14 protein-coding genes are annotated in these 16981 nt (G+C 62.8%); all 14 read right to left on the reverse strand.

From position 1 onward, the window contains the following. Positions 1–3 precede the first annotated feature (3 nt). Positions 4–1131, reverse strand: a complete 1128-nt coding sequence (locus tag ABID12_RS08775) for an S-methyl thiohydantoin desulfurase family protein (RefSeq protein WP_354433900.1) — start codon at positions 1129–1131, stop codon at positions 4–6. Continuing rightward, on the reverse strand, positions 1124–2683 hold the full coding sequence (locus ABID12_RS08780; RefSeq protein WP_354433901.1) for a hydantoinase/oxoprolinase N-terminal domain-containing protein: 1560 nt from the start codon (positions 2681–2683) through the stop codon (positions 1124–1126). The genes ABID12_RS08775 and ABID12_RS08780 overlap by 8 nt, the downstream gene beginning before the upstream one ends. Before the next feature lie 40 nt (positions 2684–2723). After that, positions 2724–4418: an ATP-binding cassette domain-containing protein gene (locus ABID12_RS08785; RefSeq protein ID WP_354433902.1), complete on the reverse strand. Its 1695-nt coding sequence runs from the start codon at positions 4416–4418 to the stop codon at positions 2724–2726. A gap of 4 nt (positions 4419–4422) precedes the next feature. Next, the gene (locus ABID12_RS08790; RefSeq protein WP_319519771.1) at positions 4423–5250 is read right to left on the reverse strand and encodes an ABC transporter permease; all 828 of its coding nucleotides are present in this window, start codon (positions 5248–5250) and stop codon (positions 4423–4425) included. Positions 5251–5279: 29 nt separating this feature from the next. Continuing rightward, on the reverse strand, positions 5280–6311 hold the full coding sequence (locus tag ABID12_RS08795) for an ABC transporter permease (RefSeq protein WP_354433903.1): 1032 nt from the start codon (positions 6309–6311) through the stop codon (positions 5280–5282). 280 nt (positions 6312–6591) lie between these two features. Further along, a complete protein-coding gene (locus ABID12_RS08800) occupies positions 6592–8913 on the reverse strand; it encodes a helix-turn-helix transcriptional regulator (protein WP_354433904.1) in 2322 nt (773 codons plus the stop codon). A 303-nt stretch (positions 8914–9216) separates the two neighbouring features. Continuing rightward, positions 9217–10014: an HpcH/HpaI aldolase/citrate lyase family protein gene (locus ABID12_RS08805; RefSeq protein ID WP_354433905.1), complete on the reverse strand. Its 798-nt coding sequence runs from the start codon at positions 10012–10014 to the stop codon at positions 9217–9219. A 5-nt stretch (positions 10015–10019) separates the two neighbouring features. Further along, complete coding sequence (locus ABID12_RS08810) at positions 10020–10886, reverse strand: HTD2 family dehydratase (protein WP_354433906.1); 867 nt, start codon at positions 10884–10886, stop codon at positions 10020–10022. Between the two features lie 29 nt (positions 10887–10915). Then, positions 10916–12109: a CaiB/BaiF CoA transferase family protein gene (locus ABID12_RS08815; RefSeq protein ID WP_354433907.1), complete on the reverse strand. Its 1194-nt coding sequence runs from the start codon at positions 12107–12109 to the stop codon at positions 10916–10918. Then, on the reverse strand, positions 12106–13266 hold the full coding sequence (locus ABID12_RS08820) for a CoA transferase (RefSeq protein WP_354433908.1): 1161 nt from the start codon (positions 13264–13266) through the stop codon (positions 12106–12108). Before ABID12_RS08820 ends, ABID12_RS08815 begins: the two co-directional genes overlap by 4 nt. Before the next feature lie 124 nt (positions 13267–13390). Further along, positions 13391–14605, reverse strand: a complete 1215-nt coding sequence (locus tag ABID12_RS08825; protein ID WP_354433936.1) for an FAS1-like dehydratase domain-containing protein — start codon at positions 14603–14605, stop codon at positions 13391–13393. A gap of 213 nt (positions 14606–14818) precedes the next feature. Beyond that, entirely contained in the window at positions 14819–15400 is a 582-nt protein-coding gene (locus ABID12_RS08830) for a cysteine hydrolase family protein (protein ID WP_354433909.1), read from the reverse strand. A gap of 63 nt (positions 15401–15463) precedes the next feature. Beyond that, complete coding sequence (locus ABID12_RS08835) at positions 15464–16099, reverse strand: GntR family transcriptional regulator (RefSeq protein ID WP_354433910.1); 636 nt, start codon at positions 16097–16099, stop codon at positions 15464–15466. 66 nt (positions 16100–16165) lie between these two features. Next, positions 16166–16972 carry an N-acyl homoserine lactonase family protein gene (locus tag ABID12_RS08840; RefSeq protein ID WP_354433911.1) on the reverse strand — a complete coding sequence of 269 codons (807 nt, stop codon included), beginning with the start codon at positions 16970–16972 and terminating at the stop codon, positions 16166–16168. Positions 16973–16981 lie beyond the last annotated feature (9 nt).

A 16981-nucleotide genomic window follows, 5' to 3' on the forward strand; every position in this document is an offset into this window, starting at 1 on the left:
CGATCAGGCTCCTGCAAGCGGGCGGTAGGTGACATCGGGAAACCCGAAAGCCTTCGGGCCGACGACCTCAAGGGCTGCCGGCGACTGCAGCAGCGGATGGCACGGCAGAACAAGGATGGCGACGCGCTGCCCGTAGCGCAGCATTTCCGTGGTGATCGCATGCCCGCTGTCGATATCCAGAACGACGATCAGGTCAGGCACGGAGACCTTCACCTCGCCCTCATGGGTGAACAGCAGATTCTCGTTCTGGATCATCACCGAGGCCGCCTCGCCGCTGTGGTTGTCGACGCCGGCCAGCATCGCCTCGCCGACCACGAAACCGCCGCGCAGATGGCGCTTCAGATCGGTGATCTTGCCGGAGAAGATGTGCTTGCCTTTTTCCCGCTCGCAGATGGCGGCGATCGGATCGCGGTGCTGGCGTTGGGCATCCATGACCGCCCGGCCCAGCGCAATCGCCTGGGTATAGGAATTCGGTATGGCGAATTTCTTCAGGAAGGCCCCGGCCATCGGCGCCGACGCCATATCAGAGCCGCCACCCTGCGCAACCACACAGGCGCGCGCCATGCGCTCGTGGAAAATCTCCGTCACGGCATGCTTGAACACGACGATATTGCCGTGAACATCGCACATCACGCTCGGCGTCGAGGTGTGGCCGTAGATGGAATAGGTCGTCATCTGCATTTCCGGGAAGGCCCGGCCCATGCCGTCGCAATCGACCACCGGAAGGCCGGTCATGCCGCCGACGATCAGCGGTTCCATGGCGTTGGAGCCGCCGATTTCCTCGCAGACGATGAGGTCGACCGGAAAGCCCTGCATGTCTTCGATCGCACGCACGCAGCGCAGGCCTTCGCGCCCCTCGCGGAGGCGTTCATGGCCGACGACAGGCGCGCCGATGCCGCCGAGCGAAACGCAGCAGGCCTCGTCCGGCACCTTGTCGAATGGCAGAATGGAAAGCCTATAGCCCTCATCCAGCGCCTGACGCGCGCGCAGCTTTCCGATATAGGGATTGCCGCCGCCGCCGGTGCCCAGAATGGCCGAGCCGATTTCCAGCGCTTCAATGTCTTCACGGTCGAGGATCCACAGATCGGCCGGGTCGAATTCAAATTTCGGGCGGGACAGAGTATCAGTCATTGACGCCTCCCATCTCGCCGACGACCTTCACATGAATGCGGGTCGCATTTCCCGGAAGATAGGCAAGCGGTACATCCTCGCGCTCGATCACCTCGATCGTCTCGGCAAGGGCGCCGGCGGCGACGGCCTTCTCCGTTGCTTCCTTTTCGGCTTCCGCCAGGCAAAGCTCGCGCGTCAGGCCGTTCTCGAGCGCATAGACGCGGTCAACCTCGCCGGAGATCTGGGCAATCGCCGCGCCGACGGCATTGGCGACGGCAAAGTTTTCGGGGCGGATCACGTCGAGGTCCCCAAGCCGGTCGGGCATCAGGATCGAACCGCCGCCGACGGCGATGACCGGAATGGGCTCCGGCGACATCCGGCTGCGCTCGACGGCGTTTTCCAGCATCGCGATCATTTCCGCCTCGGCGGCCCGGGCGAGGTCCGTTTCGACATCACTGACGCGGGCGGCATCACCGACGGCGGCAGAGCCGAGCGAAACGGCAATATCGGTTGCCGTCAGCGTTTCGCCGCCGAAAACCCTGGCGTCCTTCGTGATCCGGTAGCCGACCGATTGCGGGCCGACGCTCACCTTGCCGGTATGGTCCTTGCGCACCAGAGAACCGCCGCCAAGGCCGATGGAAAACACATCCGGCATGCGGAAATTGGTGCGCACGCCGCCGACATCGACCACGGTTGCCGCCTGACGGGGAAAGCCCGCATGCAACGAGCCGACATCGCTCGTCGTGCCGCCGATATCGACGACGATGGCTTCGCGCACGCCCGTCAGGAAGGCCGCGCCGCGCATCGAGTTGGTCGGGCCGGAAGCAAAGGTGAGGACCGGGAAACGGCGGACGACGTCGGCGGCCATCAGCGTGCCGTCATTCTGGGTGATGTAGAACGGGCAGACGAGACCGGCATCGGCGAGCGCCTTTGCGAATGCGCTGACCGTGCGGTCGGCAAGCGAAAGCAGGCTGGCATTCATGATCGCCGCGCTTTCCCGCTCCAGAAGCCCGATCCTGCCGATATCGGTCGAGACAACAACCGGGAGACCGGGGCAGTGCTTTTCCAGTAGCGCCCTGGCCTTTTCCTCCATGGCGTGGTTGATCGGCGCGAAGACACAGGTGATTGCGGCAGCCTTGATGTCATTATCGCGGATTTCACCGGCAATACGCACGATCTCTGCCTCGTCCAGCGGCGAGATTTCACGCCCGTCGAATTCATAGCCGCCCTTGACCAGATAGCCACGATTGCCGACGACCTCCTTCAGATCGTCCGGCCAGTCGACCATCGGCGGCAGGCATGCCGTTGCCGGCAGGCCGAGGCGGATGGCGGCCACCTTGTTCAGATGGCGGCGCTCGATCACGGCATTGGTGAAATGCGTGGTGCCGATCATCACATTGCCGATTTTCGCGCGGTCGATCCCGGCTTTGACAATAGCCCCCTCCAGCGCCTCGATCACGCCGCTGGTCACGTCTTCCGTGGTCGAGGCCTTGACGCCCGAAAGCACCGTGTTGCCATCCATCACCACGGCATCGGTATTCGTGCCGCCGACATCAATTCCCAGTCGATACACGTGGGTACTCCTTGTCCTTTCGCCGCTTTTGATGCGGCATTCACACTGTTTCGTCTTCGCCCTGCTCGCCGGTGCTCTGCACCAGGAAGCGGGCGCGTTCCGCGGCGCTGACCTTCGGCTTTTCCGCCTCTTCCTCGTCACTGAGAACCGGAATGGCGGCGATCAGCGCGCGGGTGTAAGGGTGTTCGGGACGGGCGAAGACATCCGCCGTCGGTCCCTGTTCGATGATTTCGCCCTTCAGCATGATGGCGATGCGCGAGCAGAAATTGCGCATCAGCGAGAGATCATGGCTGATGATCACATAGGTGAGGCCGAGCTCTTCACGCAGCGTCAGCAGCAGTTCGACCACCGTCTTCTGGACCGAAACATCGAGCGCCGATGTCGGTTCGTCCAGAATGATGATGCGCGGCTCGGCGGCAAGCGCACGGGCAATGGCGACGCGCTGTTTCTGCCCCCCGGAAAGCTCGTGCGGATATTTGGAAAGGAAATTTTCCGGCAGCCGCACCAGCGCCAGCAGCTCCTTCTTGCGGGCCTCTGCCCTTTGGCGGTCATAGCCGCCGTAATTCAGCGGAACCGACAGCGTCTGCGAGACGGTGCGCTTGGGGTTCAGCGACGTGCCGGGGTTCTGGTAGACAATCTGCGTCAGCCGGCGCGGGTCGGCCGTCTCAGCGGCCGCGCCAACCTGAATGGTCCCCGATGTCGGTTTCAGAAGGCGCATGATCATGCGCGCAACCGTGGTTTTGCCGGAGCCGCTTTCGCCCGCGATCCCGAACACTTCGCCTTCGGCAATCGACAGGCTGATCGATTTCGCCGCATGGTGGCCGGGCCCGCGTGACATGAGAATGCCCTTCGACCGATAGACCTTGTCGACGTTATCCAGCGTCATGATCGGCGGCTTGTCGCTGACGGGCTGGTTAACCACGCGCGAACCGTAGAGCGGTGGCACCGCTTCCATCAGGTCGCGGGTATAGTTCTCCCGCGGCGCGTTGAAGATGTCTTCCAGCCGCCCCTCTTCCACGATCTCGCCATGGCGCATCACCAGAACACGGTCTGCCGTCTGGCGCACCACGCCCAGATTGTGGGTGATCATCAGAAGCGACAGCCCCTCGTCGCCGACGAGACGGTTGATCAGCTTCAGGATTTCGTCCTGCGTGGTCACGTCCAGCGCCGTGCCCGGCTCGTCGGCGATCAGCAGATCGGGCTGGTGCAGCAGCGAAAGCGCGATCAGCACGCGCTGGCGCATGCCGCCGGACAGTTCGTTCGGCCATGCATTGAAAATGCGCTCGGGGTCTGCAAGCTGAACGCGGCGGAGAACGTCGAAAATTCGACTCTTGCGCTTTCGGGCGTTGCTGACCGTGGCATTGCGCCGGTCGGCGAAATAGAGCACGTCGTCCAGAAGCTTTCCGATCCTGAACACCGGATTGAAGGAGGACAGCGGGTCCTGCATGATGATCGAAAAGGCAGAGCCCTTCAGGCCGTCGCGTTCACGCGGCGACATGGCGAACACATCCGCGCCCCGATAGAAGATATTGCCGCTTTCGATCACCGCATTGTCCGGCAGGGTGCCGAGAATGGCCTTCGAGGTCACGGATTTTCCGGAGCCCGTCTCGCCGATCAGGGCCACGCGCTCGCCGGCGGCGATCTCGAAACCGATATCCTTCAGCACGTGGTTGCGGCGGCCATAGCCGGTAAAGGCGATGTTGAGGTTTTCAACCTTGAGCAAGGGGACAGCCATCGGGTCAGGCCTCCACGTCGAACATGTCGCGCAAGCCGTCACCCAGAAGGTTGAAGCCGAGCGTGGCATAGAAGATGGCAAAGCCGGGGGCGAGCACTTCCCACCATTTTTCCGGCAGGAACTGGCGACCGTCGGCCACCATGGAGCCGAGGTCCGGCGTTGGCGGCTTGACCCCGAAGCCGAGGAAGGAAAGCGTCGCCCCGAACAGGATGACAAAGGCCGCATCCAGCGTGGTTTTCACCGAAATCACCGAAATGCAGTTGGGCAGGATCTCGCGAAACAGAATGTGGAACGGCCCGGCCCCGGCAAGACGCGCGGCCTCGATGAAGTCCTCCGTCGCGATCGAGCGGGTGACGCGATAGACGAGCCGGGCGTGCCATGTCCACCACAACAGCGTGATTGCGATCATCGCGTTGATCAGGTTCGGTTGCAGGATGTTGCCGATGGCGAGCGCCATGACCAATGGCGGCATGGCCAGCATGACATTGGTGAGCCCGGTGATGATGCGTTCCCACCAGCCGCCGAAATAACCGGAGATCATGCCCAGCACCGCGCCCACCGGCACGGAAACGCCGAGAACGCCGATGACCAGAAGCAGGGATACGCGGAAACCGAAAATGGTGCGCGAGAAGATATCGCGGCCCGCCTTGTCCGTGCCGAACCAGTTGACGGCATTGGGCGCGGTGTGGCGGTTGCGGAAATCGACCACAGCGCCGACATGCTCGGGAAACGGCGTGATCCACGGGGCAATCGCCGCCATGAGGAGAACCGAAATCACGATCAGCCCGCCGATGACGGCCGCGGGATTGCGGCTGAAGCGGTACCAGGTCATGTAGCCCGCCGAAAGGCCCGTCTGCTCGCTCACGGTCCGGCCTCCCCAAGTCTCAGTCGTGGATCGATGATGCTGACAATGATGTCGATGGCCAGATTGGCGACGATGAAGAAAATGCCGGAAATCAGCACCACGGCCATCAGCGCGTTGAGGTCTTTCTGCAGGATCGCCGTCAGTCCGTAGGAGGCGAACCCGCCCCAGGAAAACACCATTTCGACCACGAAGGCATTGCCGATGAGCGAGGCGAATTCGAGCCCCATGATCGTCAGCGGCGCAATCGACGACAGTTTCAGGAGATAGCGAAAGACGATGACCGGGTCCGGAACGCCGAAGGATTTCAGCGTCAGCACATGGTCGCGGCGCAGATTGTCGATCATCGCGGAGCGGGTGATGTGGGTAATCTGGCCGATGCCGGCCATGGCAAGCGCTATCGCCGGAAGCGTCAGATGGGCGAGCGCACTCAAGAACACATCGCCGCGCCCGGCCATGATGCTGTCGATCAGCAGAAAGCCGGTCGGGCCTGACGGGGCGCCGAGATTGTAGTCGACCCGGCCCAGTATCGGCCATGACGGGAAAAACCGGGCGGCAACCAGTTGCAGCGTGATCGCAAACAGGAAAGCGGGGATCGTGACGCCGACCAGCGAGAACAGGCGGCCGGCATTGTCGATCCAGCTGTTGCGGTAGCGCGCGGTGATGACGCCGAGCGGAATGGCAAAGGCCAGTTCGATGATGACGGTGACGATGATCAGCTCGAGCGTGGCCGGCAGGAACGCCCGGATATCGTCGACCACGGCATTGCCGGACACGATGGACTGGCCGAGATCGCCGTGAAGGGCATTGCCGATATAGCGGCCGTATTGCACCAGCACGGGCTGGTCTAGCCCCATGCGCGTGCGCAGCTGATCGACCTGTTCCTGCGTGGCGCTCGGCCCGAGGCTCATGCGCGCGGGATCGCCGGGCACCACACGCGCCAGAACGAAAATCATCAGGGACAGCACGAACAGCACCATCGCGAACCCGGCAAGCCGCCTGACAAAGATTTCCAGATAGCGCAGGTTCATCAGATGCGCTGCTCCATTGTTTTACGCTAGGCCACGGCGCTTTCGCCGCGTTTCCCCTTCTGCCGTTCCCCTATCAGGCGACGGCAATTCTGATTTGTAGAGACATTCTGTTGAGTGTCCCGCCCTGCCGCAAGACGCGAAAGGTCTAGGTTTTGAACAATAAAGGACAGGTTTTGGACCAGGTTTGGCGGGGCGCGCGGTTAACCGCCCTGCCTCGCCGGCGATGGCAGGACGGCGACCGAGAGATGTGAGAGGCTGGAGGCAGGCGTCGTCAGTTCAGTCAGCTGCGGGCCCTGGCGACCGCGATTGCCTCGCGCCGTCCGCCGCAGCCAAGCTTGCGATAAAGGTTCGTGAGGTGAAACTTCACCGTCGATTCGGAGATGCCGAGGCGAAGCGCGATAAACTTGTTCGACGCGCCCTCGCACAGCAACAGCAGAATGCGGGCCTCGCGCCGTGACAGCCCCGATTCCTGTTCGATCGTGCGTCCCCTGACCCTGGTTTCGGAAAGGCGCCGCATGATCCGACGGGCGGGGCCTGCGGCATAGAGAAAGCTTTCAATCCGGCCATCGCCCATCAGTTCCTGCAGGAAGCGCCGCTCCTCTTGCAACGGCGCAATGGTGCCCGTGCGGCCCGCGCCGTCGAACATACGCTGGAGAACCGCGCGCGCCTCCGTCAGGCGACCGGTTCGCTTCAGCACATAGGCAAGCCATATCTGCAGGGCGCGACGCTGGCGGCCCGTGATCCGTTCATTGGCGATCATCGCATTGATCTGCCGATCCAGATAAGGCCGTTCCGGCCGCTCGTGAACAACCTGCCTGAGCCAGGCAAACGCGACCTCGATTTCATCGCGCATCGACAGTCGGGACAGTTCATCCACCGCCGCTTCGACCCAGGTTCTGTTGATCCGGCTCTGCATGGCCGAAAGCGTGGCAGCGGCGTCATTCCAGCGGTTGCCGTTCTGCATCACCAGCGCGGCCCGGATTTCGATCATGAAACGCAGGTGGCGGCTGTGACTTTGGTGAAGGCGCCACCGATCCAGAAAACCGAGCGCCGATATCGTTGAAAAATGCTCGCTGAGCGCCTGGCTGCCATAGTGAAGCGCAAATTCAACGAGACTTGGCCATGTCTCGGATTGCGCGAACTTATCGAACGCGTCGTTGATAAAGGCGATCAGCACATGAGGATGGCCATCCTCATAGGCGATGCAGGCCGACACCAGCCGCCAGATGCGCTCATCGGCCGGGCTGTCGAAGGTCACGGCCGCGAAATAGCGTTCGGCTTCCGCAAGGTGTTCCCTGGCCGTCAGGGCATCTCCCGAAAGAAGCCGGATCACGGCGCGATGCATGCAGACATAGAATACAAGAAGCGGTATGCCGGCAGCGCGGTAGCTGGAAAGGGCCTGCAGCGCCGCCATATCCGCTTCGTTGAAGCGACGCTGGCGAATGTAGAACTCCAGGATCGCATTGTAGAACGATCCCCGCAGCAAGGCGGCGTCCAGCGGCAATTCATTCAGATAGTCATAAAGCCTTTCGAACATCGCCTCGGTGATGACGATGTCCTCATAGATCATCATTACAAGCCGGAATCCCTTGAAGGTGATGGAATAAGGGGCGCCGCGTGCAAAGACGGCCATCGGGTCCGTGCTCTGCCGGCCGAAACGGTCGGCAATCAGCTTGCGCGCGGTTCCGGTCTGCCCCTGCTTCAGTGCCCGCATGGCGTTGGACAGAACCAGGGTTTCGTGACTGGCCGCGATCTCCGGACCAAAGCCGGCAAGGATTTCACCATAGGCTTCGGGCCCTTCACTATGGATGTGTAAAACCCCGCCGGCTTCGGTAAAAAGCCGAACGGCCGGCTCTTCCAGACCAACGGACTGAAGAGCGCGGATGGCCCTCGCACTCTGACCGGCCTGGTGAAGCGCTTCGGCAATCAGAGGCGCCGCGTCATCAAATTGCAGACGCCGTTCAATTTCGGCGTCGACCGCTTTCAGCATAAGGTCGCGCAAGATGGGCGAAGGACAGGTCGTCCGGCCTCCCTCGACCTCCCAGAACGGCATCGGCGGTATTGCGTTCAGGGTGGGATCGCTTGCGGCGCCATCACAAAGGCTGCGGCATGCGACAAGCTGTTCAGGCTTCAGATCCCGCAGAAATTCAAAACCCAGATAGGAAACAAACCGGTCGCGTGTCGCTTCGTCATCAAGGTCAAGGCCCGCAAGAAGCGGCCATCCCGACTGATACCGGCGCTCAGCGACATCCGGCGGCAGGCGCAGAAAATCGTCGCCGAACGAGACCGCCTCGCCATAAAGCGCCATCCGCGTCACATACGGTATCTCGACATCGTGTCTGCGGGCAATGACGACTCGGTCGAAGCTCCGCAGAACATCCGGTTCACACGCCACCACGCCGCTGCCAGCCGGAATATCCCAGACCAGTACACGCTTCGCCACCACGGCCGGCGGCTCTGTGCTGTCGCAATAATGCGCGTGAAGACGCCGGGCGACCGTCTTGAGCAAAAGGCTTTTGCCCATGCCCGCAAACGCCGTAACGATGATGACACCGGCCGGGCTTGTGCATATCTGTTCGGCAAGCCTTTCAATATGGCTCAACTCTGCACGCCCTCTGTTCGTGACAATCTGCGGTTCGCGACAAGCCGGATTTGGCCGAAACAAAACAAGCTCCGGTGCTCCTTACACGATATCCAGTGTAACTTGCTCTCAACGGTTTGCAAAAGCGATGACAGCATTGCGGCAAACGAAGTATCACAACCCTGCTGGCGGATTTCATCAGGCTTTTGCCAGGGCGCACCAAACGACAAAAGCCCTCGCGGTTAAGCGAGGGCTTTTGGTGATTGATAAACCGGACTTGGTTGCAGGGTTTGCCGGAATTGGTCGATTCGCAAGCGGCCTTTGCTATGCCGGATCAACATTCTCAAGAATGTGGCGGGCATGATCGATCAGCGGGCGGTCGATCATCTTGCCGTCGAGTTGTACGGCCGCGCCGTTTGCTCCTTCCAGCGCGGCGATAACCCGGCGGGCCCAGACGACTTCCTCGTTGCTCGGTGCAAAGCCGGCATTGACGGGGGCGACCTGGGCGGGGTGGATGCATAATTTGGCGCCGAACCCCATTGATCGGGCGTGGCGCACATCACGCCTGATCGCCTCGGGGTCGGAGAGAGCCGTGGTCACACCGTCAATCGGCGGCAGAAGACCGCCGAGCCTTGAGGCGAGAACGAGTTCGAAACGGGCATGGTCCAGCCCGTAGCCGCCTTCGGGAATGCGCGCATCGGCGCTGAAATCGAGATTGCCGAAGGCAAGCCGCGTCAGACCCGCAGCGTTCACCGTATCGCGCAATGCGGCAAAGCCGGCAACGGTTTCCACCAGCGCCAGAAGCGGGCGGCCGGGGAGCCTTGCCGCAACATCCGCCATCCCCGCCGGTGCGGCCTTGGGAACCATGATCTCCGCCGAAATATCGCGCAATGCGGCAACGTCCTCGTCATGCCAGGGCGTATCGAGCCCGTTGATGCGCACAATGCCCTCCCCGCCTTCAGCAAACCATTGCATGACATGCGCGCGGGCATCGTCCTTGGCCTCGTGGCTGACGGCATCCTCGAGGTCGAAGATCACCGCGCCGGCTCCGGCGCTGGCGGCCTTTGCAAACCGGTCGGGACGATTACCCGGAACGAACAGATAGCTGCGTGGAATGGCCATCGACATCACGCCCCGAACACCGCTTCGGCCTTCATCGCAAGTTCGCCCTGCGGCCCTTTGGCCCATAGCGAAAGACGATCCGGCGTCTCGCCTTCTACCGCTTCCAGCGCGAATTCATCATCGACGAACAGCGGCGCCATGCCGCGAAATTCGAACCGTGTGAGCCTTCCCTCAGGTCGGCAGCGCTGCGCGAAATCCTGCAGCAGGGTAGCGATCAGCGGGCCGTGGACGACGAGGCCCGGATAGCCTTCCTCTTCAGTGGCATAGGGCCGGTCGTAGTGGATGCGGTGGCCGTTATAGGTCAGGGCGGAATAGCGGAACAGCAGGACGGGGTCGGGCTTCACCTCTTTGGTCCAGGCCGCCCCTTCGGGGGCTGCGGCCGGAACCGGTTTCGGCGCGTCGGCCGCCGGCGGCGCGCGGTAGACGATATCCTGCTCCTCCTCGATGCACAGCGTGCCGCCGCTCGAAATGCGGTGGCGGACGGTGACGAAGACCAGCCTGCCGGCGCGACCGTTCTTTTCGGCGACGTTGAGGATTTCGCTCTCCTTCTCGGCGACCGCGCCGACGACAAGCGGGGCGTGATAGGAAATGCGGCCGCCGGCCCACATGCGCCTTGGCAGACCGGTATCGGGCAGGAAACCGCCGGTCTTCGGGTGCCCATCCACGCCGAGGCTGGAGCGCCGGACGAAGGGATTGAAGAACAGCCAGTGAAAGCCCGCCGGCAGCGGCTGGCCGGCCACCGGCATGTCCGGCAGTTCCAGCGTTTCGACAAGCGCCGCCACCCGCTCGGGCAGGATCGTTTCCATCCGGCTTTCCTTGCGCCCGATCGCGGCTTCCAGGCTTGTCTCACGCATGGCGGCTTCAACTGTCAAAATCTCTCTCCCTCAAAACGGCGTCCGGATCAGTAGATGATCCGCTCCTCCACCAGCCGGTCGCGCTCCCTGCGGCCAAGCCCCAGAAGCTCGCCGTAAACATAATCCTCATGTTCGCCGAGGCCCGGCGTCCCGCGCGTCATGCCCGGCGCATCGCTTGCCGAAAACCGCGCCGGAAATCCGGCGGCCATGCGGTTGCTCCCGTCGGTTTCGGTCACCTCCACCACGCTGCCACGGCCGCGCATATGGGGATCAGCGGCGATATCGGCGGCGCGCCAGGAAACATGCGCGGCAATGCCCCTGGCCTGCAGGTCGCGGACGGCCGCCTCGGCATCCACCGTCGCCACCCAGTCCGCGACGATCCCGTCCAGCGCATCACGCGCGGCCACACGGGCCGCCGCGGTGGCGAAACGGGGCTCACCGGCAAGTTCCGGATGGCCGATGATGGCGGCAAGGGCGCGCCATTCCTCGTCCGTGGTGATGGCGATGCTCAGCCAGCGGTCGTCCTCGCGCGTGGCATAGAGACCGTGCGGGGCAAATTGCGGGTCGGCATTGCCCATGCGATGCTGGCGAACGCCGGCAGACGCCGCCGTTATCGCATCGCCGGCAAGCGACGAGGCAACCTCGCGCGCGGCGATATCGACATGGCAGCCCTCGCCGGTGCGTTTGCGGCGCGTCAGCGCGGCAATGGCGGCGAGTGCTGCGTTCATGCCCACCGAATGATCCATGACATGGCGCATTTCCACCGGCGGGCCATCCGCATATCCGGTCAGATGCCCGAGACCGCCCCATGCGCCGAACAGCGGCGCATACCCGGCGAAATGACTGTCCGGCCCGCTCTGGCCGGATGACGAAACCGAGACCATGACGATATCGGGCTTGACCGCTTTCAGCGCCTCATAGCCAAGGCCCAACCGCTCCATCACCCCGGCGCGGAAGCTTTCGGCGGCAAGATCGGCCGCGCTGACCAGACGTTTGGCAAGCGCCACGCCTTCCGGGTGTTTGAGGTTGAGCCGCACCGACAATTTGTTCGAGGCCACCTGATCGAAGGTTGCCGGCCCCGCGCGGCCATAAACCGCATGGGGCTTGCGGAAAATATCAGGACGCAGCGCGGTCTCGATCTTGATGCATTCGGCACCGAGCTGCGACAGCATATGGGTGCAGAACGGGCCTGCGGCGTGAACGGTGAAATCGGCGATCCTGATGCCGGCAAGCGGTTTCATGCCGTCGCCCTCCTTATTGTCGCAGCCGATGAAACAAGTGCCTGATCGGCGCCCGGCTGCGGCGCGGCTGCGGAAAGCCGGGGCGCGTCGGCGCCGAAGCGGAACGGCGCGGTCTGCACCGAGATTGCCCCGACGCCCGGCCATTCCTGTTGCTGGAAGATGCCGCGCGCGGTCTCGTGCGCGCCAGAAAGCACCTGCTCCGGCGTGTTGTAGCGCGCCATAGGCACGCCGAGCTTCTGCGCCCGCGCCACGATCTCCTCGACATCATGGGCGCGCGCCCAGGCATGGATCTCGCAGTTGATCATCTCACCGCGCGCACTGCGCTCGACGGCATCGTTGAAGGCATCATCGGCGGCCCATTCGGGATGGCCCATCAGTTCCACAAGCCCGCGCCATTGCCGTTCTTCCAATGTCAGAAGCTCGACAAAACCGTTGCGGCATTCGATCACGCCGCCATAGCGAAACGAGCGCGTCAGCCGGTGCTCGATCGAACCATCGCCGAAACGCTGCAGCGCGAAGGCGCCGACCGCGAGATTCGCGTCCTGCACCGAAACGTCGACGAACTGCCCCTCACCCGACCACAGCGCTGCAAGGCCGGCGAGTGCCGCAGCCACGCCGCCCTGCATCTCGGCGAAATGGCCGGCGATCTTGAGCGGCGGCCTGTCCGGGAAAAGCGTCGCCGAAAGCCCGTTGGGCAGAAGATAGCCCTCGCCGCCGGCGTGAATGAGGTTGATTTCCTCGCCCTTCCAGTCCGCTTTCGGGCCGGTCGCGCCGAACGGCAGCACGGAAAGATGCACGAGATTTGGGTGGCCGGCGGCAATGGCCGCCTGATCGAGGCCAAGCGACGCCCGCCCGGCAAGCGGCGTATCGTCGATCAGAATGGCGGCATCTCCAATAAGGGCGTCGAATGCGTCGCGACCGGCATCCGTCACCAGATCCAGAACCACGCTGCGCTTGTCCGCCGCGAGATAGGCGAAAAGCGCGCTGCCGCCGCTTTCAAAGAGCGGCGCGCGTTGGCGCAAGGGGCAAAGCTCCGGAGGTTCGACCATGATCACCTCGGCGCCCATGGCAGCGAGCAGGCGTCCGGCCCAGGCCCCGGCAACGCCGCCGGCGTGCTCGACAACCTTGATGCCGCTGAGCGGCTTGTCCTGTTGCATGGCGGGACCTCCTCCTCAAGTCCCTGAGCGCTCCTGCTTTCCAGCGAAAGGCGGGAATGCTCCGGCATTTCGATTGTGTTTCGCCGGTGCCCGCTCTCCCGGGCCCGGCGAAACCGCTTCATTCTCAGCGCACGACGGGAAGCTCGAGATCGAGCGCGGAACCGTCGAAGAACACTCTAAGCTCGGGATCGCGGCTCGGCAGGATCACCGTCGCAACGCCCGGCGTTGTCACTTCGCCGCGCTGGTTTTCGCCCCAGATCTCCAGATCGACGAGCGCATGGCCATCCTTGACGTATTTGCGCGATACCTTGCCCTTGCACCATGTGCTGTCGCCCATGGTGTTGAAGCGGCGCATTTCGGTGCGCACCCGCTTGAGGAAGGCTGCGTCGCCCATCCAATTGGTCACCAGCGATGCCATCCACGAAGACCGCTGCGGGCCGTAGTCATAGACGCCGGGCACACCGACCTCCTTGGCCGTGCTCTCGCGATGGTGGCCGATGCCGGTATATTCGATGCCGCCGCCGGCTTCGGGATTGCGGAAGAAGTGGCCCGGATGCTTCATCGCCGCCTGGAACACCACGCCATGGGTGTGGCCGCGACCGCAGCCGACGAGGAAGCCCATCGTGTCCATCAGCGAAAGCGGGCCGCGCACGATCGGGTCGAGGCTTTCGCCTTCAGTCACGTCTTCGAAGTAGCGCACATTGGCGCCGCGAATGCGTTCCGGCTCGCGCATGATCGCGTCATCGAGCGCCTCATATTCGTCAGCCGTGTATTCGTGGGTCTTGATATCCTTGTACTTGCCGGCATCGCGGGCGGCCTTGCGCTCGTGGCGGGTGCAGGTGCCGAGCGCGCGGGCGACAAGCTCGCCGCGCTGGTTGGAATAGCTCGCCTCGACATATTGCAGCACCAGACGCCCGGAGAACTTGCTCTGCTTTTCCTCGACGCCGACAACGCGCTCGATGGCACTGATGCGGTCGCCGGGACGGATATGGCGGAACAGTTCCCAGTCATTGCCAGCGTAAAAGCCATGAACGCCCGGCAGGCCCCAGCGGGTGCGGCCGACCCAGCCGAAGGCCATGGGGAACATCGGATGGCCCACCTGCCCGCCATAGCGCGAATTGCGGCCATATTCCTGCTCGCGATAGAGCGGGTTCAGATCGCCGATGCCGTTGCACCAGTTGCGCAGCGTATCCGTGGTGGCGTCCTGCAGATAGGGCCCTTCCGGTCGCAGCTGCAGGCCGATCATGTTGCGCGCGGCGGCAACCGCCTCGTCCGTGATCAGCCCTTCCGCCGGCGCGCCGCCGACGGCCTTGTTGGTCTGTTCCTTGGTGTCAGCCATGGTCACGTGTCAGTCTCCTCTCAAGATGCCCGGACGGCGCTCCCCGCACCATCTTCAAGCTTCGTTTGCTGACCTCAGTTAATGCATTTTATTTTCTTTGGTCAATCGATTTCCAGAAAATAATGCATTTTTATTGCTCTATTCGGCCGATATGGCGATAAAATGCACAAGATTGGGCACAATTAGCTGTGCCACGCCCCATTAAAATGCATTTTATGACAGCGCAAAATCCGAAGCGGTCGTGATCTCCGCATAGCGGCGCAAGCCGGCCAGCGCGAAGTCATGTTCCTCCGTGCTCGCCCCGGCGCAGCAATCCTCCAGCACGACGCACTGGTAATCGCGATCATGGCCCTCGCGCACGGCGGCAGAGACCACGCCATTGGTGGAAACCCCGCACAGGATCAGCCGCCTGATGCCCTGCGCGCGCAACAGCGGCTCCAGCTTGGTGGCGTAAAACGGGCTGACCCGGTGCTTGATGATATCCGGGTCGCCCTCCTGCGGCGCAAAGTCCGAATAGACTTCCGTGCCCCAGCTGCCGAGCTTGAAAACCCCGGCGTCGCGCGCCTTGCCAAAGACCGGGGAGGTGGGCGGGCATTCCGCATAACTGGGCGAAAAACCGACGCGGACATAGCCGACCATCACCCCGGCTGCGCGCGCCCGGCGGATGGCAAGCTCCGTATTGGTGTAGACGCCCCGCTCCTGGCATTGCGGAACATAGGATTTCGCGCCCATCCCGTGGGGATGAACGAGGTCGTTGAGCATGTCCATGACAAGCAGAATGCTATCGGCGGGCATTTCGGTCTCCTTTCTGCGATATTCCGGTTTTGGCAGGCCGACCGGAACACGCTTCAAGGCGTCCTAGCCGGTATAGCTGGCCTTGAATTCGTCCCAGCCGGCGCGGATATGGCTGCGCAATGCCGTCAGCATCGCGCCTTCGTCGCGCGACAGGATTGCACCCAGCATCTCGAGGTGCTCCTTCGAGGCGCGGTCGATCCGGTTTTCCAGCCTGTTGATCAGGTCGAAGGGGTAGCGCGCCCAAAGCGCCCGGACGAAACGCAGCGTCTGCGGCAGGCCGGCGGCGGAATAGAGCACCTCGTGAAAACGGTAATTGATGGAGCGCACCGCGTCCTTGTCGTCGCGCGTGGCGGCCGCCTCCAGTTGCGTCTGAAGGTCGCGCAGCTCCTCGACCTGTTGCGCGGTCAGCCGTTCCATGGCGCGCAGCGCCAGTTTCGATTCCAGCGTCACGCGCAGATCGACGATCTCCTCCGTCGCATTGATATCGAAGGGCGCGACCGTCGCGCCGCGATGCGAGGTGCCAAGGATGAAGCCTTCCGCCGCCAGCAGCTTCAGCGCCTCGCGCACCGGCGTGATGCTCATGCCGATGCTCTCGGCGATTTCGGCCTGTTTCAGCTTCGACCCGCGCGGAAATTTGCCGGAAATAATGCCTTCTCTGAGATAGTCCGCGACCTGCTCTTCCTTGGTCTGATGCTTCAACGTATTGACCTTCCATGAAATTTCGCGAACCACTATACCAGTGCTTCACCGGGATAATGCAATATTTCACGGATTGCTCCAAGCTTTTGGTGCGGCATCCAGACGAAGAATATGCTCCTCGCCCTCATGCCGGGGATAAATCTCGGCCAGCCGCGGATCATGCGCCGGCAAAACATGGTCATCGCTGTCGGCAAGGGCGCGGATGGTATCGTGCGCGGCGATCATGTCGGAGGAATTGAACACCACGGCAAAGGGCACGCCGCGCTCATATTCCTCGTAGTAATGGAGCGCATCGGAGGCGAGAACCACATGGCCGCGCGCGGTTCGCACCCGCACGATTTCCTGCCCCGCGCAATGGCCGCCGACCCAGTGCACCGTCACGCCGTCGACGATCTCGCTTTCGCGCCCGTGCAGGGTGAGCCGGCCGCCATGCAGCAGGTTGACCAGCCGATTGATCTCATCCGGCTCATAGGCCCGGCGAAACCACCATTTTTCCATCCACGGGCCGGTGACATAGGCCATTTCCTCGGCCTGCATGAAGAAATGCGCGTTTTCGAACGCGTCCAGAAAGCCCAGATGATCATAATGGGCATGGGTCAGAATGACGGTATCGGCCTCGCGCGCCGAAACGCCCAGCCTTGAAAGCGCGTCTACCGGGCTCAGCACATGGGTGTGGCCGTGCTTTTTCGCTTTCGCCGGGTCCATGCCGGTATCGACAACGATGACGCGGTCATCGCTCACCAGCAGCCATGAATAGAAGTCGAGCGGCAGCGCGCCGGCCGGGTCGCTTTCGAGAATGAAATTCTGCCCCCGCGTCCGGGTCGGATTGATGGCGTGGCGGATGCCGTAAACCTTCCAGACTGTTTCGCTCATCCCTTCCTC

The organism is Martelella mangrovi (assembly GCF_040545495.1).
Lineage (GTDB): Bacteria > Pseudomonadota > Alphaproteobacteria > Rhizobiales > Rhizobiaceae > Martelella > Martelella mangrovi.